19 protein-coding genes are annotated in these 26,175 nt (G+C 45.1%); 4 read left to right on the top strand and 15 right to left on the bottom strand.

Annotated elements, in window-relative coordinates:
• Positions 1–221 precede the first annotated feature (221 nt).
• A complete protein-coding gene (locus tag HPS54_RS02260) occupies positions 222–1,469 on the top strand; it encodes an aminoacetone oxidase family FAD-binding enzyme (protein WP_172343851.1) in 1,248 nt (415 codons plus the stop codon).
• 95 nt (positions 1,470–1,564) lie between these two features.
• Here HPS54_RS02260 and HPS54_RS02255 read toward each other — a convergent pair whose 3' ends face one another.
• The gene (locus HPS54_RS02255; RefSeq protein WP_172343850.1) at positions 1,565–2,845 is read right to left on the bottom strand and encodes a hemolysin family protein; all 1,281 of its coding nucleotides are present in this window, start codon (positions 2,843–2,845) and stop codon (positions 1,565–1,567) included.
• Positions 2,846–3,251: 406 nt separating this feature from the next.
• Entirely contained in the window at positions 3,252–3,971 is a 720-nt protein-coding gene (locus HPS54_RS02250; RefSeq protein ID WP_172343750.1) for a hypothetical protein, read from the bottom strand.
• A gap of 847 nt (positions 3,972–4,818) precedes the next feature.
• Here HPS54_RS02250 and HPS54_RS02245 point away from each other — a divergent pair.
• Both HPS54_RS02245 and HPS54_RS02240 read left to right on the top strand, forming a co-directional pair.
• Positions 4,819–4,977, top strand: a complete 159-nt coding sequence (locus HPS54_RS02245) for a hypothetical protein (protein ID WP_172343849.1) — start codon at positions 4,819–4,821, stop codon at positions 4,975–4,977.
• Positions 4,978–5,027: 50 nt separating this feature from the next.
• The gene (locus tag HPS54_RS02240; RefSeq protein WP_172343749.1) at positions 5,028–5,447 is read left to right on the top strand and encodes a hypothetical protein; all 420 of its coding nucleotides are present in this window, start codon (positions 5,028–5,030) and stop codon (positions 5,445–5,447) included.
• 182 nt (positions 5,448–5,629) lie between these two features.
• Here HPS54_RS02240 and HPS54_RS02235 read toward each other — a convergent pair whose 3' ends face one another.
• The 9 genes from HPS54_RS02235 to HPS54_RS02195 all read right to left on the bottom strand — a co-directional run bounded on the left by HPS54_RS02235 (position 5,630) and on the right by HPS54_RS02195 (position 20,228).
• Positions 5,630–6,565, bottom strand: coding sequence for an NAD(P)H-dependent flavin oxidoreductase (locus HPS54_RS02235; protein ID WP_172343848.1), 936 nt, complete (start codon positions 6,563–6,565; stop codon positions 5,630–5,632).
• Between the two features lie 166 nt (positions 6,566–6,731).
• A complete protein-coding gene (locus tag HPS54_RS02230; protein ID WP_253951907.1) occupies positions 6,732–7,331 on the bottom strand; it encodes an HD domain-containing protein in 600 nt (199 codons plus the stop codon).
• 24 nt (positions 7,332–7,355) lie between these two features.
• On the bottom strand, positions 7,356–7,907 hold the full coding sequence (locus HPS54_RS02225) for an NUDIX hydrolase (protein WP_172343847.1): 552 nt from the start codon (positions 7,905–7,907) through the stop codon (positions 7,356–7,358).
• 249 nt (positions 7,908–8,156) lie between these two features.
• A complete protein-coding gene (locus HPS54_RS02220) occupies positions 8,157–12,029 on the bottom strand; it encodes a pectinesterase family protein (protein ID WP_172343846.1) in 3,873 nt (1,290 codons plus the stop codon).
• A 302-nt stretch (positions 12,030–12,331) separates the two neighbouring features.
• Positions 12,332–13,264: a PD-(D/E)XK nuclease family transposase gene (locus HPS54_RS02215; RefSeq protein WP_172343845.1), complete on the bottom strand. Its 933-nt coding sequence runs from the start codon at positions 13,262–13,264 to the stop codon at positions 12,332–12,334.
• A 133-nt stretch (positions 13,265–13,397) separates the two neighbouring features.
• On the bottom strand, positions 13,398–14,351 hold the full coding sequence (locus HPS54_RS02210; protein WP_172343844.1) for a hypothetical protein: 954 nt from the start codon (positions 14,349–14,351) through the stop codon (positions 13,398–13,400).
• Between the two features lie 1,168 nt (positions 14,352–15,519).
• Positions 15,520–16,935 (bottom strand): glycoside hydrolase family 57 protein, encoded by a 1,416-nt coding sequence (locus HPS54_RS02205; RefSeq protein WP_172343843.1) that lies wholly within the window; start codon positions 16,933–16,935, stop codon positions 15,520–15,522.
• A gap of 62 nt (positions 16,936–16,997) precedes the next feature.
• The gene (locus tag HPS54_RS02200; protein ID WP_172343842.1) at positions 16,998–18,266 is read right to left on the bottom strand and encodes a glycosyltransferase family 4 protein; all 1,269 of its coding nucleotides are present in this window, start codon (positions 18,264–18,266) and stop codon (positions 16,998–17,000) included.
• A 12-nt stretch (positions 18,267–18,278) separates the two neighbouring features.
• Complete coding sequence (locus HPS54_RS02195) at positions 18,279–20,228, bottom strand: glycogen debranching enzyme N-terminal domain-containing protein (RefSeq protein WP_172343841.1); 1,950 nt, start codon at positions 20,226–20,228, stop codon at positions 18,279–18,281.
• A gap of 268 nt (positions 20,229–20,496) precedes the next feature.
• On the opposite strand from HPS54_RS02195, the gene HPS54_RS02190 reads away from it, so the two are divergent.
• Positions 20,497–21,195 carry a Crp/Fnr family transcriptional regulator gene (locus HPS54_RS02190; RefSeq protein WP_172343840.1) on the top strand — a complete coding sequence of 233 codons (699 nt, stop codon included), beginning with the start codon at positions 20,497–20,499 and terminating at the stop codon, positions 21,193–21,195.
• 9 nt (positions 21,196–21,204) lie between these two features.
• On the opposite strand, the gene HPS54_RS02185 is transcribed toward HPS54_RS02190, so the two are convergent.
• The 4 genes from HPS54_RS02185 to HPS54_RS02170 form a co-directional block, all read right to left on the bottom strand.
• Positions 21,205–22,134 carry a diacylglycerol/lipid kinase family protein gene (locus HPS54_RS02185; RefSeq protein WP_172343839.1) on the bottom strand — a complete coding sequence of 310 codons (930 nt, stop codon included), beginning with the start codon at positions 22,132–22,134 and terminating at the stop codon, positions 21,205–21,207.
• A 23-nt stretch (positions 22,135–22,157) separates the two neighbouring features.
• Positions 22,158–23,108 carry a tRNA (adenosine(37)-N6)-dimethylallyltransferase MiaA gene (miaA, locus tag HPS54_RS02180; RefSeq protein ID WP_172343838.1) on the bottom strand — a complete coding sequence of 317 codons (951 nt, stop codon included), beginning with the start codon at positions 23,106–23,108 and terminating at the stop codon, positions 22,158–22,160.
• Between the two features lie 21 nt (positions 23,109–23,129).
• Positions 23,130–24,029, bottom strand: a complete 900-nt coding sequence (locus tag HPS54_RS02175) for an Rpn family recombination-promoting nuclease/putative transposase (protein WP_172343837.1) — start codon at positions 24,027–24,029, stop codon at positions 23,130–23,132.
• Positions 24,030–24,654: 625 nt separating this feature from the next.
• Positions 24,655–26,115 (bottom strand): Outer membrane protein SusF domain-containing protein, encoded by a 1,461-nt coding sequence (locus HPS54_RS02170; protein ID WP_172343836.1) that lies wholly within the window; start codon positions 26,113–26,115, stop codon positions 24,655–24,657.
• Between the last annotated feature and the right edge of the window lie 60 nt (positions 26,116–26,175).

Genomic DNA, 26,175 nt, shown 5'->3' with positions numbered 1-26,175 from the left:
AGTCCCTACAGGTTGAAAGAGTTGAATTTTGGCACTCCCTCACAAGAGAATGACACTTCGGAATATAAATAGCGTAAGTTCGATGAATATTACAAATATGACTTTACTTCATGATGATGCTTAATGGCGTTATTGACAATAATTGAGTATATTTGCACCGTTCTTGTCATGAAACATAACAGGAGAAATGCTGAACATGCCATAAACATAAAGATAAGACAATGAAAATTGCCATAATAGGAGCCGGAGCCGCCGGTTGTTTTGCGGCAATAAACATAAAGCGCATGTCGCCCGATGCCGACATAACGGTGTTCGAGGGTGGCAGGAAACCGCTTGCCAAGGTTGCCATAACCGGAGGAGGACGCTGCAACATAACAAACTCTTTCCGCGGCATAAAGAGCATCGCCGAGGCATACCCGCGCGGCGAACGGCTGATGAAGCGACTCCTGAGGGAGTTCAGCCACGAAGATGCCTGCAAATGGTTTGAGGCAGAGGGCATAAGACTCGTCACGCAGGAAGACGAATGCGTGTTCCCCGCGTCACAGGATGCAATGGAAATTGTAAACACACTGACACGGCTGATGCGCCAAACAGGCATAAAGCTACGGACCGGGCACAGAGTAAGCGGAATAAAGAAAACGGAAGACAACAGTGCAGGGAACCTGTTCCGCATTTCATTCTCAGACGGCAGCATCGCTCCATTCTATGCAGACACCGTACTGGTGGCAACAGGGGGATGTGCCAAAGCAAGCGACTTCAACATGCTGCATGAGATAACATCCGGCAACACGGTATCACCGGTACCGTCCCTCTTCAGCCTATGTATACCCGAGAACAGAATAACAGGGCTGACGGGCACTGTGGTCGAGCATGCCACGGCATGGATAGCAGGCACAAGACACAAGGCAGAAGGGGCACTGCTCATAACCCACTGGGGCATGAGCGGACCGGCAATACTCAAACTGTCATCGTATGCAGCACGCACACTGCATGAAAACGGATACAAGGCGCATCTGCACATAAACTGGCTCGGCTGGATGAACGAGGCGGAAGTGACAGACATGCTTACATCCATCGCCATAAAGAACCCGAAGAAACAGTTGGCAAGCGTCTATCCCGATGCCCTCAACTCCCGCCTGTGGCTCCTGCTGCTGGAGAAAAGCGGGATTAATGCAGAACAGCGATGGACCGAAATGGGACGCAAGACCCTGAACCGGCTTACAAACACACTGACGAACGACACATACACGGTAGACGGGAAAAACCGCTTCAAGGACGAATTTGTAACATGCGGCGGAGTTGCACTGGGAGAAATAAACCCACGGACAATGGAAAGCCGCACCTTACCCGGACTGTTTTTCGCAGGCGAGGCTCTTGACATCGATGCCATAACAGGAGGATTTAACCTGCAGGCTGCATGGACAACGGGATATGTAGCTGCAAAGGCAATGGCACACCGCAAGGCATGACCGCGACAAGCATATCGGCACAATGACAACAACAGTACATAACCCTATGGGTTGTGATCCGTAAAGCTGTGGGTTACAGTGCGCAAAGCATAGGATTATGGCTGCTCCACATTCGTAACAAACAGCTTGTCGATACGTGCACCGTCCATATCGACAACCTCGAAGCGGAACATCTGCCACGTAAAGCTCTCCCCGCACACGGGGATATGCTCCAGCACGTGGAAGCACAGACCAGCCACAGTGTTATAGTCGGTGTTCTCCAACAAGTCCATTTTTCCGAAATAGTCGAGAAAATCATACATGGAGCACTGCCCGTCGACAAACCATTCCTTCCCTTCCACACGCGGAATAATGGAAGGCTCGTCGTCCGAAGCCTCTATGATGCTTCCTACAAGGCACTCAAGAATGTCCTTCAGCGTCACCATGCCCCTGCATGCCCCGAATTCATCGCACACAAGACCGTAACAGCATTGCTCCTTCTTCATTATCTCAAGAACATCGTACACCTCCATGTTCTCATAAAAGAACTGCGGCTTGCGCAGTATGTCAGACAATTTGAAGTCATCCTTGTGCAACGATACAAACAGGTCGCTCATCAGCACCACACCCTTTACATCGTCCAAATCACTGCCTGCAACGGGATAGACGGAGTGCATGTCACGACTGACGGCACTGCGCACCTCCCCGGCATTCATCGTCATTGCAAGCCACGTAATGTCACTGCGGTGGGTCATTATTGAATCTATCTTGAGGTCGCCCACCTGAAACACGCGCTGCACGATATCCTGCTCCACGGGAGCCACCTCCCCCACCTCGGCACCTTCTTTAACAATAGACTTTATCTCGTCTTCCGTAACCTTTGAACCTCTGTCGCGCAGACCGAGAAGGCCGAAGACAAGCGACGTGCTCCTTGACAGCAGCCACACGAAAGGCGCACCCACACGCGAGAGCACATACATGGGAAGAGACAGCGCCCTTGCCGCCTGTTCTGACTTTGCCATGCCGATGCGCTTCGGCAGAAGCTCGCCGAAGATAATGGTTAGATAAGTGACGATGACAACAATCACCGCCTGTGCCACAACCGGAGCATAGCGCACGGGAAAGCCGGCACCGGCAAGGAAACCGGAGAAATCGGCGGCAATCTTATTGCCCGAATAAATACCCGTAAGTATTCCTATGAGTGTTATACCAATCTGTATGGTGGAAAGAAAGCGGTCGGGATCTTTCGTAAGTTTCAGTGCAAGTGCCGACATCCTGTTGCCTTTTTTTGCATCACACGAAAGACTGGACTTGCGCGCTGATATCAGTGCTATCTCTGCCATGGCAAAGACACCGTTCAGCAATATCAGTCCTGCAATAATAAATATCTCGCTCATCTGTATATAAATATGTATGACCGATGCAAAAATAAGTATTTGACAGGCAAACAACATAATGCCGCAACATTTAATATGGAAAATTAAAATGTATTAAGCAGGTTTCAGAAGCCATACTGTCCGCAAACAGCCCCGTTCGTGCGGATTTTTCGTGAAGGTGTATCAAAATTCAGCTATTCCTTTCAGTGGAACAACTTCAGGTTCTGCAACACCCTCGCGCACGCAATGGAGCCAATTCTTATGTGTTATTAATGATGTATAGATGCGGGCGGATTGCAAATCCACCCGAACCGAGGTTGTTGGAAAAATAAAATCAGAACAGACGGCATTGGGATATATCTGTACAAAATAAACCGGGGACGGCATGTTTTGCCGCCCCCGGTTTTGTTATTATAAGTTTTTTTAATTACTTGTTGTTGTTGATGAACTTCTTGCCGTTCTGGATAAGGATACCCTTAGCTTCCTTGCTTACACGCTGACCTGCAAGGTTGTAAACAGGAGCGTTCTCGTTTGCTACGGGAGCCACGTTGATATCGTTGATGCCGGTACTGGTAGTAGTGAACTTGAAACCGAAAAATCCTAATTTAGTACCTGTTGCAAGAACATAATATGTACCATTCGCAGCGACATTAAATGTGACAGTACCATTTGATTTTATGCCACTTGCAGGAATTATGGGTTCTCCTTTTTCGTTTGTTGTAAGGGTCTGAGACTCTGTAGCGTCTTTACTATCTGGGAGATTATATGAACTTAACTCTACGCTGGCAAAATCTTTATCAGCAACAAAGAATCCTTTGTTTGGAGATAATTGTATACCAACGGTGAGAACACCATCTTTAGAAGTTTCAAACTTATAATAGCATCCAGTAGGTGCTGTTCCTGCTGAAAATTTTCCGTTAGCGCTTCCATTTGAATATGCAACAAAATCAGCATCTACCCAATTGGCTACTTTTTTCCCTGCAATAAAAGTACCTCCAGTTTCACTAAATGTCATAGTCACACCTGGCACACTCTCAATTTTTAAACCCGCAGAAATGGAATCTCCTTCTTGGACTGCGTATGTCCCTTGCGCGTTAGCACCTGCAACCATCATGGCTGCTGCAATAAGAGTAAAAAATTTTTTCATACTTTTTGATTTTGATTTAATAAATGATTAATAGTCTTTAAATAAAGTATCGCAAAGGTAACAAATTATGCAAATTAATTACATTTTTGCTGTGTTAAAAAATATAAAACATGTAATGAATAATGCTGCATGTATTTTACGCGCAACAGCAAATCATTACATGCTGTGATTTATATTGTGTTTATCAAATAAAAAAGGTCTATCCGAAATTCGGAGTGATATAAAACTAATTGGTATTTTGCGTGTTATTTTACGGGCTGAAATCCCAATGAGCGCATAGCCCGAGGCAACGCCTCGGGAACAATTGTTATATCACGGTTGCGCCTCGAAGGGGCAAAAGCGTCTTTTCTGTAAGTTTTGATAGCATGCCGTGTATTTGTCAGCCAAAGCACACAATGCCTGTTTTTAACGCTTTTGCCCCTTTAGGGCGCAGCTTCACTTATGCTTCCATTCCCATGGCGTTGCCATGGGCTATGCGATCATTGGGCTTTCAGCCCGCAGGCAATAATGACGGCGTATTACTCCAAAATTCGGATAAACCATAAAAAGATAAAAAATGATGTGAGCTTGAGGTTGTACATGTAGCCTGTCAGATACAGTTCTCTCGACATAATTTTGCCTGTCAGAAGCATAGAACAGATCTATTAGCATGTAATAAACCGTCTTTTACACTGCAATATGCCATCTTTTGGAACATTAAATGCCGCCGTTTAGAGCGTAAAAGGTATTTATTTGATTATCAATTAATTACATGTGTCACGCAATATCCCTAATTTGCATAATTTGTTACCTTTGCGATAATTTATTTAAAGACTATTAATCATTTATTAAATCAAAATCAAAAAGTATGAAAAAATTTTTTACTCTTATTGCAGCAGCCATGATGGTTGCAGGTGCTAACGCGCAAAAAGAATGGAACTTCTCTAATTGGGAACAAAAAAAACATTTACGGCAACTGAAACAATTGAAGGCCTCACTGTATCTGCAAGTGCAGAGGCAAGTGTAGTAATTGATGGAAACAATAAAACTGTTGATGACGTAAAATACACACAGCGATTGAAAACAGGAGGAACTGGTTCTGCTGATGCACGCACACTGTCTTTTGACGTTCCTGGCAATTGTACAATAACAGTCATCGCATGTTCTTCAAACAGTAGCAGCGACAGAACTTTGAACTATGCAGCAGGTACTTTTGATGCTGTATTCACCACATCTATCGCTCCTGCCGGTGCTCCGGTTAAAACAAGCGTAAGCTATGAAGGTCCTGCAACAACACTCTATTTGTCAAGCGCAAGCGGTGGTATCAACTTCTATGACATCGCATTCACTCCAACAGGTGGTACAAACGGCATCAACAATATCAACGTGGCTCCCACAGCAAACGAGAACGCTCCCGTTTACAACCTCGCAGGTCAGCGTGTAAACAAGGAAGCTAAGGGTATCCTTATCCAGAACGGAAGAAAGGTAATCAAATAATAGCATTGAAATATCTCCTACCGGCATTTATATATAGCCGGAGGAACATAATTGTAGGGACATTTTCTTGTAAATGTCCGGTGGACAGCCACTGATTTCAAGGCTGTAAGACGGACGGACATTTACAAGAAAATGTCCCTACGATGTTAAGGGATTTGCATAAAACGTCAAATTCCTGATATTCAACCAATCCGTGCCTTGCACTCCTCATACTCGGCAACAAGTGTATCCATTATTTCACTAACAGGCAGCACATCTTTTATATACGATGCCGCCTGCCCTATCTCCAGTTCTCCGTTGACAATATCACCCTCGAAGATACCGCGTTTGGAAGCCGCACGCCCGAGGATGTCACGCAGCTCATCCGCCGATGCCCCGCGCGCCTCAGCTTCGGCAATACGTTCGTAAAGACTGTTTTTGACAAGACGTGTCGGCGACAGCTTTTTAAGGCACAGCATTGTGCCGCCCTCGTCCATTGCCACACATCTCTGCTTAAACTCACTGCTTGCCGAGCTTTCACGGCTCAGTGCAAACAACGTGCCTATCTGCACACCGTCCGCACCAAGAGCCTCAGCGGCAAGAATGCCACTGCCCGACACTATGCCGCCGGCTGCTATCAGGGGTATGGACACGCTGCGACGCACCTGGGGTATGAGCGTAAACGTGGTGGTCTCTTCACGGCCGTTATGCCCGCCCGCCTCAAATCCTTCGGCAACGACAGCATCCACGCCAGCCTCAAGGCATTTCAAGGCAAAGCGGCTGCCCGACACAACATGTGCAACCTTTATGCCGGCATCGTGAAGCACGGGTGTGTATTTCTTGGGACTACCCGCGGATGTAAAGACAATCTTTACGCCCTCACCGGTGATAATCTGCATAAGGCGGTCTATCTCCGGATACATCAGGGGCACATTGACACCCCACGGCTTGTCCGTTGCCCCCTTCATCTTACGTATATGCTCAACCAGCATCTCCGGGTGCATGGAGCCTGCACCAAGCAGCCCCAACCCTCCGGCATTGCTCACGGCAGAGGCGAGACGCCAGCCGCTGCACCATACCATGCCGCCCTGTATTATGGGATATTTTATTCCGAATAATTGTGTAATCCTGTTGTTCATCGCTTTATTGTTTAATAGGACAAATAGGGCAAATAAGACTTATAAGGCTAATGAGACCTATAAGACATATAAGACTAATAAGACCAATAAGCCCCATAAGGCAGATTAGCCCAATAGCCTAACCCTGCACCCGCCCAATTCTTAATTCTTAATCCTTAATTCTTAATTAATTATTAATTCCGCTTTCCAACATGTTCGCCGCCAGCCCGTCGGCAGCCTGTATCAGGGCAAGAAGAGGATATCCCTCTGCTGCGGCACTGATATTGCACTTATCCTCATAGCTCTGAAAGGCAAGGTTCCACGCAGACATGTGCCAGCGTATCGCCACTATCTCGTCATTGGTAAGCTCCAGTCCGAGACGAAGAAGCATTATGACCGACTTCTCGCCATGCCCTACGGGAAAACGGGAGTAGTCCACTTCGTAGCCTTCATAAGGCTCCCACCGTCCCTGCACGTTCTTACGATACTTGGTCGTCTTGTGGTATATATTGCTTTTACATACATCGTGCAACAGCGAAGCTATTATCACGCTGTCTTCCGGCAGCCTGCCCTCAACACCGGGCTTCAGGACTGTCATTGCCTCGCGCAGCTTCAGTGCCACGCGGCACACGTTGAGCGAATGTTCGAGCAGCCCTCCGTTGCGGCTGAGATGTCTCTGCACGGACGCAGGAGCATCAAAGAAGCCCGACTTTTCAAGATATCCAATCACTGCATCCACACCTGTACGTCCGGTTGAACGCAAAAGCGAAACAAACTCGTCTTTCATATACATCGATATTATTAACGTTCACTACACACCGTTGCAGATATATCTCCACAACGGCGCAGCCATAAGAGCCTGCTTTATTTCATTGCGCTCAAGCATGCCGCGCACCTCGTCCTTCGTAAACAAGAACACGTCGATGTCCTCAGTGTCGTCAAGATGCTGCATGTGCTTTTTCTCCACACCTTCCGCAACGAAACAATGGGTAATGTTGTTGCATGTGCTCGAGTTCTGCGACAATGTCATCAGTTCCGTCCACCTGCCTCCTGCATATCCCGTCTCCTCCTCAAGTTCACGCTTTATGGCATCGACAGGCTGCTCGCCGTCTTCCATCACGCCGGCGCATATCTCAAAAGAAGTCTCGGCTATGCCGTGACGATATTGTCTCACGAAAACAAACATGCCGTCAGCGGTTATTGCTATGACATTTACCCAGTCGGGATATTCAAGCACATAATATTCATCATTAACGGCTCCTGTTGGCAGCCGCACCTTATCGCGGCGCGCCGTGAGCCACGGGCGCCTGATGACATACTCGCTATCCAGCGTCTCCCATCTCATTTCTCTTTCCTTTACCATAACGGCAAAGATATTACTTTTTTCTTACAGGCTGACAGCCAACAGCTTTTAATTAACCTTTTTTGAGAGCTGGATGAGATGTTAATCAAACTAATTGGGCTAATAAGACTAATAGGGCTAATAGGACAAATAAGACTAATTAGCCTAATAGGGCGATTAGACCAATTTGCCCTATCGCCCCAACAAAAAAGGTTAGCCCGACATCACGTCGGGCTAACCCCTCTTACTAATCTAATCTATATTTACAAATTATTTCATGATTTTCGTAGAAACCTGCTTGCCGTCGAGCATTGTGTCGACCTTTATCACAACTCCCTTATAGTCCTTGCTTACGCGTATGCCCTGAAGGTTGTAATATGCCGTGCCCGCAACATTTTCATTGCCCGCACCGTTTATCTCATCGATGCCTGTTGCAACGGTTGCCACTGTTGCCTCGCCAAGACCGCCCATCTCGTTTGCCGCACGTACAGACCATGTTGCCGTTGCGTCGTCTGCCGTATAGGCAGGCTCTGTTGTGAACGCAACAACCTTACCGTCCTTGCATACAGCCCAGCAGAGAACATAGTTGCTGTTGTCCCATGTAAGCTCCGTACCTTTTATCTTGACATTAACAGGAGCTGAAGCCTGCTCTGTTGCTGCTGTCGGATCCCAGTTGTCTGCGCCACCCATTACATTTGCGATGGTAAGTTCTGCCACCTCCTCTTCTGTAAGAGGAATGCGCGTGCCGGGAACAGGCTTTGCCTCTGTTACAATCTGTCCGTCTTCTCTTGTTTCTCCAAACTCTATCTTACGGTTTGCAAGACTTACCGGAGTTCCGCTTGCTGTATGGCTGTTATATTCCTTGAAAACAGCAGGCCATCCTCCGTTCATCTCTTCCCAGCCGGCAGCTGTCGGAAGAATCTCCATTGTTGTGTTTACGTAATACACCTTACATGCACCTGAGCTCCATGGACGACCGAGCGTGAACTGACCGTCAAACTTTTTGTCACCCTTTATAGTACAATCGAGGAACACATATCCATACTTTGCAGGAGCTGCGGCTGCGGTAATCTTTGTACCGTCGCCTTTTATAACAAGGTCACACTGATTATACACAACGTCACCGCCACCACAGAGGAAATCTACACGACCGCCAAGGGTGGATGTCTCAAAATAGAAACGTGAACCGTTCTGATTGCTGTAATAAGTATCTTGGAAACCGTCAAGGTTAACAGTCTTGCATATTGTCTTGTTACCACGGTCCTGAAGCACTGCCGCACGACCATTGTCGCCAAGCGTATTCGTAAGCGTAAGATCCTGTATATAGGTATTTGCAACATTGTTCTGTATGCAGAGGTTTGTTGCCTTGCCAAGACCCTCTATTAGATTTGTAGGTTTGTTAAAGACAACCGTTCCGTTCATGCTCTCACCGATGATAGAGACATTAGATGCCGTCAGGTCGGTTGTAACAGAAGGATATGTCTTATTGTCAGAACCTATAACAGTTCCGCCATTAGTGTTCTTAGCCTCATAGCTACCGTCTTTCACGAAAATGTAGAAACGCTTGTCTTTCGATGCACGGCTGTTGGCTGCCGTTATAGCCTCGTTGAACGTTCCGTCATCAGGCACGATAAAGTCGTACATCGCCTTTTCTACGGCAGGACGTGTCTTTGTTGTGAAATTAATCACAATCTCGTCTGCGAGATAGTTGTCCGTAAGGTCGGCAACCTTGTTTGCAGGCAATGTGAATGTATAGGCTGTAGAGTAGTCAAGACCCTTATACTCGAAGATAACAGTCTTGCCTGAAACAGACGGTGTAAGTGTCTGTGTTCCGAGAGTTGCAACAGCACCGTCTGCCACCTTCACCTTCTCATCAAACGTAAGTACGATCTTTCCGTTTGCAGATGCAGTGGTGTTACCCTCGGCAGGAACAGTAGAGACGAGTTTCGGTGCCGTACCGTCATCAACAATTTGTGCCTTACCCAATATCCATGTTGCTCCAAGACAGATACCGTCATTATTAGACTGTGTTCCCTTCACCTTGGATGTCTTGTCTGCTATCCAGCGAAGATATACAGCTGTCTGGTTGTTGCACTCTGCCGGCAGAGTGAATTCTGCATCCACCCATGTCTTTGCACCGGGAATAGTGATTGCTGCAGCTTGTTTCCACTCTTGTCCGTCAAGAGAATACTCAACATTATATGTAGAATAAGCATTATAATTAAATGTCATGGCAGTCTTTACATTTATATCGGTAAACGCAGCACAGTTGAGCTGTGTCTGCCAGTAGTATTCGCCAAGACCTGTCGTGCGCCAGTTCACCGCGCCAGGACGTCCCTCATATCCTCCGGCTGCCTGATTGCTCTTGTCGAGCCAGCCAGATGTTGCACCGTCGGCTGTACGCAGAACAAGCTGCGCAACATCATTGTCTGCACTGTAAAAGTCGGCTTTACGACCGTCTCCACCGCTCTTCTCAAAGTCCCATGCGGCAACGAAGTCCACAGCGTCATAGTTTGCCGTTACCTCTGTATCTTCAGTCATCGTAACTGCAATCTCAGAGCTTGTCTCTCCCGTGCTCCAGTTTGTGAATGTCAGGATAGGATTGCTCGCTGCCGTCAGTGTAACCTTTGTTCCGTCCTCATACATGTTCTTTCCGTCTATAACGTTTGGTTCCGGCGAGAGTGTCACCATATAATCGTTGGCACCGCCTGCCACATTATAAGAAAGGGCGTATGTGTTCAACTTCTCGTAGTTTGCCGTTATCACAGCATCATCGTTCAGTATATATTTGAAACTTTCTTCTGTAGAAAGCTCCTTGCCTGTTGCATCGGTCCAATTCTTGAACTTATATCCGAAGTTCTTTGTCTGCGACAATGTAATCTCTGTCCCTTCGTCAAATTCGTTGCCTACGGGACTTACCTTTGCCGTACCGGCTCCTTCGGGAGACACCGTAACTGTTACCTTGCACTGACGTACATCTGCAAGCTGACCGTCAAGGATACCCTCTATTACGATATTGGCAAAACCAAGCTCCTTATTTGGATCAAGATTGTAAATATTTATATTCAAGCCACATATACCCTCAGACTGCGGTGCGGAACTAATGCTGTAGCTGTAATCAGTATGGTTCGCTGTACCCTGATTGTTACGCTCAGGCTTCTGACCTGTGGCAAGGCTGATAGTTGTCCCATCCGAGTTCAGCCAGTTTATGTCCATGTTTCCGCTTCCGGTACCATAGCGCGTGCCTGTAAACGAAACTTTTGTAGGTGTAAACTTAATGCCAGTCTTTGTAGTGAAAAGGAAATTCAACTTATTATTATCTGACGGACCGCTTTCTTTTGACGCAGACTTTATCTTTGTCTGGATAATATCACTGTCATTGGGTTTTCCGGTTCCGCTATATGATAGATTACCGCCCAGTTCTATGAAGTTGTTCTTGAAAGCATCTGCTATATTTGCAGGCGAATATGTTCCGGTCTGTCCTTCTGTACCGAGGTCGAACGGCCATGTTATGGTTCCCTGCTCATTATTATAAGAAGGAAGGCTATATTCCTCTGCCATCACAACAAACGACTTGAAACGGCTGTCATATGAGCCACGGTTGCCGTTTGTAACATTAAGGATGCGGAATATTACTTTTTCTTTGTTTGTGGCATTCACTGCGATGTTATCAAACGTCTTTGCCGTACCCCAGTGCTGATCGGTTTCATACTCACCGGCATCCACCCACGACTCACCACCGTTTGCAGAGTATACAAGACGCCATTTTGTTCCTGTATCGGCAGCCATGGCAAACGATACAACAGGTTTCTGATAGCCTGTCGTGGAGAACTCAGCCTGAATATAGTTGTTATGTTTTTCAGGATTTGTCCAGTCTGCATCGGTAAGACCGCTGTTTGAGCCTGCCGTGAACTTTACACATCCGTAAGCACGGTCTTCAGGAACAACAGTGTAATTTCCTGTTGAAAAGAAACTGACCGTACCGCTACCGGTAGTGGCATTGATAATCTGATTGTCCGGAACTTGATTGTTACTTGTATCAAATTCCCACGCAACAAGTTTTGTCTGCTGCGCCGCCCCCCCAAGTGGAATTAATCCTGCAAAGAGGAAGAGCAGTGTTTTTAATAAAGTTTGTTTTGTCATAAAAGATTTATGTTTATTAGAAATTTAAATTATCCGGCTATATATCACACCTGATTTTACTATCGGCAAATATACAAAACATTTACATTTTACAATACATAAAAATAGTTTTAAACTATCTGTATAACAGATATATGGCTATTTGTCCTATTAGTTTTAACAAAAAATCATGTATAAGCCCAGCCTTTATATATGATATAAATATTCATCTGTTTGCATAATGACAAAAAATAAAGGATGCACCTGAACACACCCTTTATTAAATTGAATATGAAACGCTGCAAAGGCATTGACGTTTATTGTCACAATTTATTAACCTCATTTTCCGGCAGCCCTGTTATCTGGCATATCGTTCCGACAGGAATTCCCATTTCTTTCATCTTAAGAGCTGTAGCCTTCTTCTCTTCCAGTATACCTTCGGCACGCCCTTCGGCGCGACCCTCGGCTATTCCTTCTGCACGACCTTCCGCACGACCTTCTGCACGTCCTTCCGCACGACCTTCCATTTTAGCAGTATCCAACACGTCATTTTGCACCATTATGGCATCTATATGTTTGTCGTATGCCACGCGCTCGCTCTTGTTCATCGCAAGATATTGAAGTTTTTTACGGGCTTCTCCAAGTCCCGGTGCCTTGGTGTTATCGTTTATATTACCGGATTTTAGGTAATCCACCCACTCCTCCAAAGGCGTGGTGGCAACCTTGTTGAACTCGTTTACGCGTATGATGAAATATTCGGGGAAGATACCCTCGGGAGCTTTCATCTGTATTATGTCGTTGTCCTTGCTGCTTATGCGCAGTGTGTCCTTGGTATGCACACCGGTAAACACTACCTGCCCGTGATAAAGGAAGTCCGAACCCTGACCGAGGTCAAAGTAAAGAATGCTTATGGAGTATATCTTCTTTACCTTGTCATATTTATCACCAAGATTTATATGCTCGGTTATAGCCTTTGCCACACCGTACAATATACGTTCCAGATAGTACAACTCACGCGTAAGCTGTATCTCCACTATTATTATCTCTCCCTTGCTGTTCTTTGCTTTTATATCTACACGGTTGAACTTGTCGTACTCATAATCCTGATTGCCCTCACTCTCAAGTATCTCTACAATCTTCACCTCTTCGTTAAGGAGTACGGTTATAAGACCTTCGAGCACACCGAAGTTAGCCTTGTCGCGCAACATGCGCTTGGCAGCCCAGTCAAAGCGTATATATTTGTTGTATTCGTTCATATCATCTGATTTATAGTCATTTGCAAATTTAATAATAAAATCCATAATATACAAGACACAACAATATATGTACTAAATAAAAAGGAGAATGCCGTCAAGCATTCTCCTTAATTTATATCGTCAAAACTGTTCTTTACTTGTTGATGAACTTCCTGCCGTTCTGTATAAGGATACCCTTAGCGTCCATGCTTACGCGCTGACCTGCGAGGTTGTAAACCGGAGCGTTCTTGTCAAGAACATTTACAGTAGGATTGTTGATGCCAGTTGTTCCATTCAAAGAATGGATATAATTTCCAGAAGTGAACTCATAAGTTCCATTAAAGTTTACAAGCTTACCGCAAACAATAACTGCATCACCAACCTTTATCTGATCTGCAGAAGTAAACTTCTCTTTGTTAAGATAATATCCACGATATACTACAAGCTGTCCTGTTGCTGTTCCATCATCAGAAATAGCATATTCTGCATTGCCGTATTGCCCTGTATCAACATTCTTTATTTCTGAAATAATACCCTTTACATAAACCTCTGCATCCAAACCAACACCTGCTGCTATAAGTTCATTTGCCTTAGCTACAGTATAAGCTGTTTCCGGAGTGTTTGAAAGATCGGGTATCTCTTCACCTTCTACAAAAACCGTTATCGACTTTATCTGAGTATTGCCACCACAATTAAAGACTATTTCATTAGCACTTCCTTCCCATTTAAGTCCTGTAAGAGTCCCTGTTGTAGTACTAAGATTAAATTTCGGAGTACTTGCGCATGTAAATTCAATAGCCTTTATTGTCTTATCTGCCTTAACAGTCAGAGTTCCACTGTACATACGCAAACGGGGTGAACCGCTCCAAATACGGTTCTCACTGCTTCCGCTTGTCTTAGCCGATACCGTAACTGTTATTCCACTTACAGGAGTTGAAGTTGTAGCTTCTGTGAAATCTCCAGATTTGTCTGTATTAGTAGATGTTCCTTTAAGTGTAGGAAACAATGTAGCATAGTTATTATCAAAATCAATAACTGTCTGTGCAAACGTCGTTCCGCAGAACACCATCAATAAACTAAGTAATGAAATGCGTAAAATTTTGTTCATAATAATAAAGTTTTAAATTAACTAATTGAAATAATTATGTTGCAAATTTATATAATTAATCCGATAAAAACAATCATATTGACATTAAATTATTATTACAGAACTGTCTAAGATCATATTTATTTACACATAACAACATGAAGCTCCGGAGCATCATATTTCACTTTAAAAGGAAAATATTGTGTTTCACGAAACATTCAAACAATATACACTGAAAAACATACTAATATAAAGCAGAGACACCTTTTAAGAATAAGGCACTTATTATATAATTAAGAGATATTTTTATCTCTTTCTGAAAAAGAAAACATATTTAATTACTAAAACACTGCTTTATATAAATATAAGTTTCGGGATAACAACCGGATGTCTTTACCAGATTTCTCCCTACCCATTTTGCCTCACTTATTACACATTAATTAACAATTCTCGTATTTCATTTAACACGACAACGCGCACAACTCACGTCTTTCTCCCGTATAATCAAATCTCAGCAAGCATGTGTTCAATCACAGCATTCTCTCACATAAAAGATATTAAAGACGGCTCTATTTCATTATAAACCAATGATTATCAAAGGATTACCGCTCGAATTTTCACAAATAAGACTTTCCTTACCTTGTAATATAGCCCTCTTTACCTTGTAATTAAGGCTTCATCACTTTGTAAAGAAGGCTATATTGCAAGGTAAAGAGGGCTATATTACAAGGTAAAGCACGCCGTTTTACGACATAACGAAGCGTATATTACACCCTAAAGAATGCTGTTTTACCAAGTAAAACAGCATCTATTACCGCATTTTCACCACTTCATCCGTGCTTTTCGGAGTGTAAAAAACGGTAGAAACAGGCAAACTAAATGTTAAAAACAGTGTTCTGATACATATCTGTTGCACAGAAACCTCTGTTTTGTGCATAAATTTACCCGTTTCAATGCACAAGAACTATAAAAACAACGCACAAAACAGCACATTTTGTGCAATAATATTTCTATTTCAAGGTTTTTCTCTTACAAAGTCCAGTGACAGAATTAACAAAGCGAAATATATTTTAACACCATACGTGTTAGGATTTACTTATTCCAAACTCACGTTAAATATAAGTCATATACATAAAAACGGGCGGTTCGTTATTATTTGAACCGCCCGTTTTTATATATCGACATGACATCAATCCTTCTTTTCTGCCTCTGTCTTCTTTTTTGTCTTTGCTGCCGTTGCCTTCTTAGCGGCAGGCTTTCTGGTTGTCTTCTTTGCCTTTGGAGCCTCTTCCGCAGGCTTCTCTTCAGCCTGCATCTTTGCCACCTTGGCTTTAAGACGGTCTATCTCCTTGTCTTTCATCTCTATTTCATCACCCTGATTCTTGATTGTAGTAAGCAACGAGTTGAGTTCCTCGTTGTCAATCTCTTCAGGATAGAGACTGTTCACACGGTTTATGAAATCGCCGAGGATGTTCATATAGTTGGTGAAAGCATCAAACGGAGATGTATATATGCCACGATCGAGACCTACGTTCGACGGCTTTGTCGTCATGAAGCGGAAGTTGTTGCTTGCCTGCAGATAATCCCAGTCCTGATTTATGCGTGGGTCATTGGCAATGCGCAGACGGTCGGCAACGCTGTACAGCTTATTGAATGCCTCGCGCTGCATCGGGTTTCCAAGCCAGCAGCTTACGTCACGCTCCTCATCGACCCACGACAGTGTGTCGGGAACATCCAGACTGCCGACACTGTTCATCTTCATACAAATCTCAGTAGGAGTAGAGAATGTCATGCCACGTTCCTTGGCACATGCAGGAAGAGCCTTGATAAACTCAAGAATATTGGACGACAACGGTTGGGCAATGCCAAGAGCAGAAAGCTCCATGAAGATGTTTATTACCTGTTCGTCAGCAGGCATCGACGCAATGCGGTTGATATATGTATCTGCAAAAAGCGGATAACCGTCCCAATCACTATTGTTAAAGCGCAAGCTTATGTCATCACTGAGGTCTACATCGCGCAACAACAGCTTGAGGTTCGGAGCCATTGCACAGTTGTATACATAGTGCGGCGACTTCCAACCAAGAGCATGCTTTGCACCTTCAGTCAGCATTCCCTTGAAGCCCATTGCTGCAGCCTGCGCACCAATGTCGTCACTATATATGAGCGAAGAGTTGCGCAGCACTGTGGGCTGTTTGCCGAAGTACTCCTTCATCTTCTTTGCCTGCTTCTTTACATCGGCGGCAAATGTCTCTTCATTGGCAAGTGCCGATAATCCGTGAGAGTAAGGCTCTGCAAGAAACTCCACACAACCTGTCTCATTAAGTTCCTGCAACTTTGCCAATACTTGCGGTGCATGCATCTCAAGCTGTTCTATTCCCACACCCGAGAGCGAGAACGCAAGCTTGAAATACTTGCCGTGCTCCTTTATCATTTCCTGAAAGGCATTGAGCGCCGGCATATACGAGCGCTCTGCGATGTCGCTTATGCTGCGCTCATTTTCAAAATCGTCATAATAATAGTGGTCCGTACCTATATCGAAGAAACGGTATCTCTTGAGATGTATTATCTGGTGTATCTCAAAGTATAAGCATATTGTTTTCATTGTTGTTTTATTTTTTGTTTTATTAGAATTATGGGACTATCAGACTCATCTTATTTGGCGTCTTATCTCATGCCGAGTGTACGCTCATAAAGTTCGCGTATCCACAGTCCTACCTTCTCCCATGTAATCTGATCCACCTCACGTTTACCCTCTTCCTGCAAATAACGGAACAGACTTTCGTTGTGACAAATGGAATATATGGCATCTGCAAGGGCATGTATATCCCAATAGTCCACCTTAATACAGTTGTCCAGAATCTCGGCACATCCGCTCTGTTTCGATATGATTGTCGGAGTACCGCACTGCATTGCCTCAAGAGGTGATATACCGAACGGCTCGCTTACTGAAGGCATAACATACACATCGGAGTCCTTCAGGCACTCATAAACCTGTTTACCGCGCATAAATCCGGGGAAATGGAAACGGTCTGCAATACCTCTCTCAGCAGCAAGATAAATCATGGCATCCATCATGTCGCCGCTTCCTGCCATGCAGAAGCGCACGTTACGTGTGCGGTGAAGCACCATGTTGGCAGCCTCGACAAAATATTCCGGTCCTTTCTGCATGGTGAGACGCCCGAGGAAAGTCACCACCTTTTCCTTGTCCGTATGGTCGGGACGCGGTATATCCTGAAGTTCCTGACGCAAAGGATAAACTGCATTATGTACCGTAAAACACTTGCGCGGATCCTGATGATACTGGTTGATGACCGTCTGGCGTGTAAGTTCGCTCACACACATTATGCAGTCGGCATTGTCCATACCGTCTTTCTCGATTGAATAAACGGTAGGATTAACCTTTCCGCGGCTGCGGTCGAAGTCGGTTGCATGCACATGTATGCACAATGGCTTGCCGCTGACACGCTTTGCATGTATACCAGCCGGATAAGTAAGCCAGTCGTGTGCATGAATGATGTCGAATTCCTGCTGGCGGGCAACCACTCCGGTAATGATGGAATAGTTGTTTATCTCCTCATGTAGGTTGGAAGGATATCCTCCTGCAAAGTCTATTCCGCCAAGGTCGTTAAGGTGCATATAGTTGAAGTCGGCATATATATGGTCGCGCAACTTGTAATAAAGTTCGGGATCCATAACATTGCCCACACGGTTCTTTACATATTCATAGTCTACATCGCGCCATGCAACAGGAACCGCATTCATGGCTATTATGTTTGCCGCCGACCTGTCTTCGTCTCCCCATGGCTTGGGCAGACAAAGCGTAATCTCCATGTCGCCCTGCGCGTGCAGTCCTTCAGTTATACCAAAATTGGCTGTGGCGAGTCCACCGAATACGTGAGGAGGATACTCCCATCCAAACATTAATACTTTCATATCGCTCCTCCTTTATTTAATATATGTGTATTTTTCAAGTAAATCGAGAGTTCGCAATATTTCGGCAACGTTCATTGCAAACGACATTGCACCGCGTGCCCTGAACGGCGGATTGCCGTCAGACAGTTCCGGTATGGTACCGATACAGTTCAGCGTCATCTCGTCTTCATATCCTACCATCTGTCTCTCTATAAAGCTAAGTCTTGTACGCTTATACAACTTCAGGCAAGCCTCCATGTAGAAACCGCCCAGCCATGGCCACGCCGTACCTTGATGATAAGCATAGTCGCGCTGTATCTGCGAACCTACATACATAGGATTGTAGCCTCCGCTCTTAGGAGAAAGCGAGCGCAAGCCCTTGGGTGTGAGCAGCTCGCGCGTACATACATCGAGCACGCCTTTCTTCTGATCCTGCGACAGGGGCGAGTAGTCGAGAGCCACGGCAAATATCATATTGGGGCGAACACTCCAATCCATCATATTGCCGTCGACATAGTCAAACAGATAACCGTAATCATTGAGGAACGTTGACACAAACGAAGACTTGCACAGTTCGGCACGTGTCTCCAGTGCGGTTGCGGTCTCTTCGTTGCCTGCTATTGCCGCAAGTTTTGCTGCAAATTTAAGTGCATTGAACCAAAGAGCATTGAACTCAACGATATATCCGGTGCGTGGAACGACGGGATTGCCGTTTACCGACGAGTTCATCCATGTAACAGCCTTGTGGCGTCCGTCCGAATAAACAAGTCCGTTTTCATCGAGACGCATATTGGGATGTCCTCCCTCTATGACAAAATTCACGATATCGGCAACAAGTCTGCCGTATTTCTCCATACATGCGGCTTCGCCCGCGGTCTTTGCATATTGCTGCACAGCCCATATCGCCCACAGAGGCACATCGGGATGTTCCATTTCGTATATCTTGACAGACAACGGCTTGCCTTCCATAAACTCGCGAAGTCCTTTCTCTGCTGTCTTCATCACCTCTTCAAAGTAGTCCTGCTCGCCTATGGACAGAGTCAGTCCGGGCAATGAGATGAACGTGTCGCGGGCACGGCACTTGAACCATGGATATCCGGCAAGCAGATAATCCTCTCCGTCCCCCTTGCTGTTATGGAACTGATGAGCGGCATTTACAAGACAATGGAAGAAGTTGTCACGCGGAGAACGTGTGTCCACTTCCTTGTCGAACAGTTTCTTCAGTCCCGAAGACTTTATTTCAGATGTCGACGCCGCAAAGACAATGCTCTCGCCTTTCTTTATGTTCATCTCAAAATATCCGGGAACATAAAGGTCCTCGTTTGAAGCATACCCGCGCTCCTGCTCTTTGGGATACTCAACGCCACGATACCAGTCGGGACTGAACACGAACTCGTTCTTCTTGCTGAACTGCATATAAAGTTCGGGATATCCGGCATACATGCGCGTCTTTATGCCATTGTCTACCAAATGGTATTCACGGCTTGCGGTACCGTTCTCATGCGTAAACTGCCGAACGCTGCGGAAAGCGAGGAAAGGTTTGAAGCGTACCGTCGTGGCACTATGCGCATCGACAAGTGTATAGCGTATAAGGAGGCGGTCCTCATGATGCTGGAACACAACCTCTTTCTTCAGCAACACTCCTCCCACACGATATAGTGTTGTGGGAACTTTATCACAATCAAACTCACGAATGTACTTGTGGCCCTTAGGACTGTAGTTGTTCCCTTGGTACTTGTGTAGTCCAAGGTTAAATTCCGCACCGTGCTGTATCACCGTGACATCCATTGATGAAAGCAACACATAGTTCTCGTCGTCCAGTTCCGGAACAGGAACGACAAACAGTCCATGATACTTGCGGGTGTTACAATCAACAATAGTGGAACAGGAATAGGCACCTGAGCGGTTGGTACGCAACAACTCTCTCGAAAGTGATTCTTCCAAGTTTGTCATAAGAGCCTTCTCGAATCGAAGATAACTCATAGTTATTCTATTAAGGTTTAAAATGTTTCTCTGTATCAAATTTATCAAAGTCATACACCGCAGACATACGGCACACAACTATAAGACGTTCAAAAATACTAATTTTATCGTTCAAGGCAAAATAAAAGCTTTCTTTTTTCCCCGACAACCCCCTTTTTTATGCTCTATAACATAAAAGGATAACATCGGTGTGCCTCTTTTACGTGGAAAAGTTGTACTTTTGCACAATACTTTCAAGGTAAAGACATTGTGGATTGAATAAATCGTCATGGAAATTGAAGAGAACAAGGATAAAGCTGCAAAGTTTATATGCGACGTTTGGGAACCGCTGACAGACAACGAGCGGGATGCAATACATCGCGACATTACGATAAAATGCTTTGAGAAAAACGACTTCATATACAGGAAATCAGACAGTCCCCAATACATGATGTGCCTCATCAAGGGCAAGATAAAGATATGCAAGGAGGGCGTATATGGTCGCGAGCAGATAATACGTGTGGTTAAACCGCAGGACATTTTCGGATTCAGACCGTTCTTTGCCGATGAGGATTACATGACAAGTGCAATGGCATTCGAACCGTCGGTAGTGGCTCTAATACATCTCGACACGCTGTTGCAACTGATGAACGAAAACATAAACATCTGCAAGTTTTTCATCAGACAGCTATCCACCGAACTTGGCAACTCGGACACACGCACAATAAACCTTACACAAAAGCACATCCGCGGACGACTTGCCGAGGCGTTGCTCTTCCTTAAAGAGAAATACGGCGTTAAAGAAGACGGTTCGACATTGGGAATAAACCTTAGTCGCGAAGATCTTGCAAACCTTTCCAATATGACTACGAGCAATGCCATACGCACTCTCTCGGCATTTGCCGATGAAAAGATCATAACCATAGACGGAAAGAAAATCAAGATAATACACGACGACGAACTCGTTAGGATATCATCAAAAGGATAAGCCCGTCAGTCAGTCGGGTATGATAAAGTTTATCACCTCCTGCTCCACGCTTACCTTATAGCTTCCCACGGGCTTTCTTATCAGTCTTCCGTCAATGCTCACCAGGGCATGGCGTGCCTTTTCTACAACAACTTCGCGCGTACGGTACGGATGAACGCTCTTATGGTTAAGGAATGCTCCGGACAGAAGATAATAGAAGCCCTCGAACACCTGTGTAATTCCCGGATGATACACCACCGACACGTCAAGCATCCCGTTGTAAGGTACCGCACTTGGCGTCTGCCCATAGCCCGAGGCATTGCCTATGCACACAGTCATAATCTTACGCTTTATCACATCGGAGTTTATTTTAAGGTGCATCTTATATTCAAGGCGCTGGAAGACAAGCAGCAACAAAGAGAAAAGCATGGACAACGTGCGCGAACCGAAAAACCGACGCGTGCGCTCACGAAGGTTCATGACGTTGGCGATAAAGCCTATATTGACACAGTTGAGGAAATAGCGTGAATGCCTTTCGCCCCTGTTGTCCGTATATCTCAGGCATCCAAGGTCTATTTTTCTCACCCTGCGCTTTTTCATCCACGCCACAATATTCTCCACATCGCCCTCCTTTATTCCCCAATAACGGGCAAAGTCGTTCATCACCCCATTGGGTATAACACCCAGGGCAACGGCATCGCGTACGTCTTTTTCCACCGCCATAAGACAGTTTACGGCATCGTTAAGAGCCGAGTCGCCACCCACAATGACAATGGTTCTGTATCCGTTGTTTATCATCATGTTGATGAGACGCACCACACTTCCCTCGCTCTCACTTTGCACAAAGTCGAAGTCTATGCCGTTGTCGCACAGCGTCTTTCTTACTTTCTCCCAATATTTATGTCTGCTGCCCGTGCGGTATTTGGGACAATACAGCACTCCCCATTTGTCCGTTGTCATGTCTTAGCCTAATGTTATATGTCTTATTGCAGATTATCCGCATTGTCCTGCCGTTTACAGATGTCCAATATCATGCCGACCTTGTCCTCCATGGGCATCATCGCATCAATCCAGTTTATATGAAAGCCACGTCGCTCCATGCCGCGGAACCATGTCATCTGCCGCTTTGCGAACTGATGTATCGCCGTTTCGAGCGAACAATACATCTCATTGAACGAAAGCCGTCCCATGATATACTCCGTAACAAACTTATACTCCAACCCGTAATATATAAGGTCTTCCGGTCTTATTCCGCTATCCAGCAACGCCTTGACCTCGTCCACCATGCCTTCATCCAACCTTTGCCTTAAGCGCTGTGTAATCTTCCGTCTACGCTCGTCGCGCGGAATATCCACACCTATTATAATATAAGGGATATCGGGGAAGCTGCGCTCTCCTACAGGAACAGTCTTATAATATGTCTCTATCTCTATTGCACGTATCGCACGCTTCACGGTATCCACATCGGTGGTGTTGTGCATTTTCGAATTGTTTTCTTTCTTCAGTCTTTCAAGAATCACGGCAAGTTCCGCCAGCGTCTTGTCCGAAAGGCTTTCGCGCAACGCCTTGTTCTCGGGAACCGGCATCAGTCTGTAACCGCCGAGCACAGATTCTATGTACAGTCCCGTACCGCCACACAGTATAGGCAATACACCACGTGATGTCAAGTCTTCGTATACCCGTAAGAAATCCTGCTGATATTGAAACAGATTGTATTTGGTTCCCGGTTCTACTATATCGATAAGGTGATATGGTATTTTCCTGCCATCCACGACATAGTCGGCAAGGTCTTTTCCCGTTCCTATATCCATGCGCCTGTATACCTGACGACTGTCTCCGCTTATTATCTCGGCTCCCGTCTCCGCTGCAAACGCGGCGGCAATAGATGTCTTTCCACTTGCCGTTGGTCCGAGTATGGTCACAAGTTTATTCATTTCCCAGCTTCTTCAACGACATTATAATGCAGAAATATCGCTTTCGCTCAATCCTGTAGCTCCCACTATCGTTGCCGTGTCAATACCCAAAACCTTCATTTTACGGGCGATATCTTTCTTCTCCTTGTTACGTCCTTCGGCTTCCCCCTCGACCCTTCCTTCTGCTCTTCCTTCAGCTCTTCCTTCGGCTCTTCCTTCAGCACGTTCTGTCGTTATATTGTCACGCAATATCACTATGTTATCAAGGTGCCTATAATAAGCGGCAAGTTCGTCTTTTGTCATGCGGTCAAGCAGCAACCGCTGCCTTGCCTCTTCAAGTCCGGGAGCATTTGATTCGTCCGGAATATTACCTGTATTCAGATAGTAAATCCATTCATCGAGCGGTGTTTTGGCAAGACGGTTGAAGTCATTGACCTTTAATACATAGTATTCGGGAAAGAGTTTGCAAACCTCTGTCTCCTTGAATTTTTCCATCTGAAATGGTGACAGCTGCAGAATGTCGTTATCATGTATTCCTCTGAACTCGGTAGTGCCATGATATACATAATCAGTTCCATGACCGAGTGAGAAATAAACAATGTTTACACTGTACACTTTCCTTATCTTATCGTATCCCTCTCCGCGACTAATATACTCTGTGATGAGTTTGGATGTTCCGAAAAGCATGCGCTGAAAATAAGCGAACTCATTATTGTTCTGCACCTCTACCAGTATCAGATCACCCTTAGAGTTTTCCGCCAGCATATCCACACGATTGTACTTGTCGTACTCTTCTTCTTGATTGCTTTCACTTTCAAGCATGTGACGGATGGTTATTTTTTCTCTGAGCAACGTTGTCAACAGTCCTTCAAGAACACCGAAATTGGCTTTATTACGAAGCATACGCTTCATCGCCCAATCAAATCGTATATAATTTGCCATAAGTCTTTGCTTCTTTTACGTTGGCTAAGATATGAATTTTACATGAAACAACCAAATACTTCCCGTGTTTTTTATGCCATGTATGGTACACAGCCATACTCATATAAAAGCGACATGAAATGAAACTACAAATATATGATACAATCGTCAGCGGAATTACTAGTATCTCTTCAAGGCAAATGCTTACGATTTGTCAGATACAAAGGGGCATTGCTTACAGTTTTCACCGGTTCCCTACTGCTTTGCAAAAGACGACCTTTTGGCGTGCTAAAGGTAACCTTTTAGAAGGTAAAAGGTCATGTTTTACATGCTGAAAGGACACCTTTTGAAAATGTAATCATCGCTGTCTTACAATCAATAATTCTGCCGACAGATTAAACCCCTATCTGTCATTAGACCGATTGGGGTTTAATCAAAATGAGTTCAACGATTTTTTGAAATTATAGGTTTATAAAAAAGAGTCGTATCATCACTCAAAACAGAGTTTGACACGACCCTTTTAGGTTCTGCAGAGATATCATCTGTAACTTTTCGGAGAGGTCATTTTAGTTTTGACACGCCCCGTCCTCTTTAGACTGCAAGCACTCTCTTATAACTTCATATATCAACCAAATAAAAAGAATGCTTACTTAACCTCAACGAAGAGGAACTTGCCGGTAATATCATTGAAGTAGATATCGTATGTTCCAGCAGCAACATTAAGGTTATCACCACCGGTTTCGGCAGCATATATCATACCTGCAAGAGACTCTGCCTTGCCACCCCAGTTGGTAGAACTCCAATCGTGGTTAGAACGGAACTTCATTTCTGTGCCTGCATTGAACGTATGTCTTACGTACCAGTTGTGTGAAGCAGTCTGCTGCATATCAACATCTCCGCCCCAATTATTGAAACCACCGATAAGACTTACAGTGGTGTAAGCCTGAGGTTCCTGATTGTCGAGTTTTGTCCAGAAATATTTCTTTGCAGCCATATCGATAGTCAGAGTATAGTAAGCCCCTTTCTCCGGACAAACAAAGGCATTGGCACCACTATTGATGAGGTCACCCTCTGCATCAGTTGCACCATCCGTAACGCTACCCCAAGCAACATCCCAGTTGCCGATGTTGTCACGGTTCCAAATCTTCAAGTTTGCATCACCGGTCCACTGAGTGGTTATAGAAGCTTTAGAGCCACTTTCATTGTAGAAGGCAAGTTTTGACGCTGCATCAGCATTCCAACCGTAAACACCGCCTACCATATAATAAGTGTCTACTTTTGTGACTGTATATGTGTAGTCAAGCATATTAAGAGTCACGACATAAGTGCCCGGCTCTGCAAACTTACCTGCCTGCGGGTTCTCTGTCACGAGCGCACCTTCTGTGTCGGTTGAGCCGTCCCTTACGGTGCCTACAACACCCTGTGCCCAAACATTGTTAGCGTCGATATTCTCTTGAGGAATAATCTTCCAGCACTGGTTTGCATTGGTTGTAGTCACAGTATAGGTGAAGATGGGGTCTTCGTAAACATCAACGCCAGAATGTGTGAATTTATACTTCACAAGTTCTGTCACATCCGATGTCCAGCCATTGAAGTCGCCTATGAAATAATAAGCCTTGGATATGAACGGAGCCTTTGGAACTACATTGATATCTATCTCGCCTGCATCAACCAACAGAGCCTGACCGTTTGCCATTACATCAGAATAGATATGAGCCTTGAACGGACGGGCTTCAGGACGCTTGCCATATGCCTTCACAACTGCTGTCTGAAGAGCTGTGCTATCCACTGCTCCGTCGTTGTTAACCTCTATGGTCTGAGGCAAGTTGTAAACAGCCTCGCCTGTAGGTGTTATTATCATGCGAGTCTTATTAAGTTCCGTACCCTCCGGCAAAGCCGCCTCGGAAAGTGTGAACACCTTAACATCCTGACCGGGATTGGCAAGGTCTATGTTACCGGCTACGACAGTAGCACTAAAGCCGGGTAAAGTAATGGCATCCTCCTGCCCCCACCCCTGAGGAGCAGTCCAGTCATCGTAGTCACCGTTGCAGCTTGCGAAGGTCAGACCAACAAAAGCCGCCAAACTATATAATAATGTCTTTTTCATTGTTGTTCTATTTTTTATTCTTTTTAAGAGGGTTACAAGACTTACACATCGATAAGAATT

The sequence above is a fragment of the Xylanibacter caecicola genome, assembly GCF_013166515.1.
Lineage (GTDB): Bacteria > Bacteroidota > Bacteroidia > Bacteroidales > Bacteroidaceae > Prevotella > Prevotella caecicola.
This window is presented reverse-complemented; position numbering and strand designations above follow the sequence as displayed.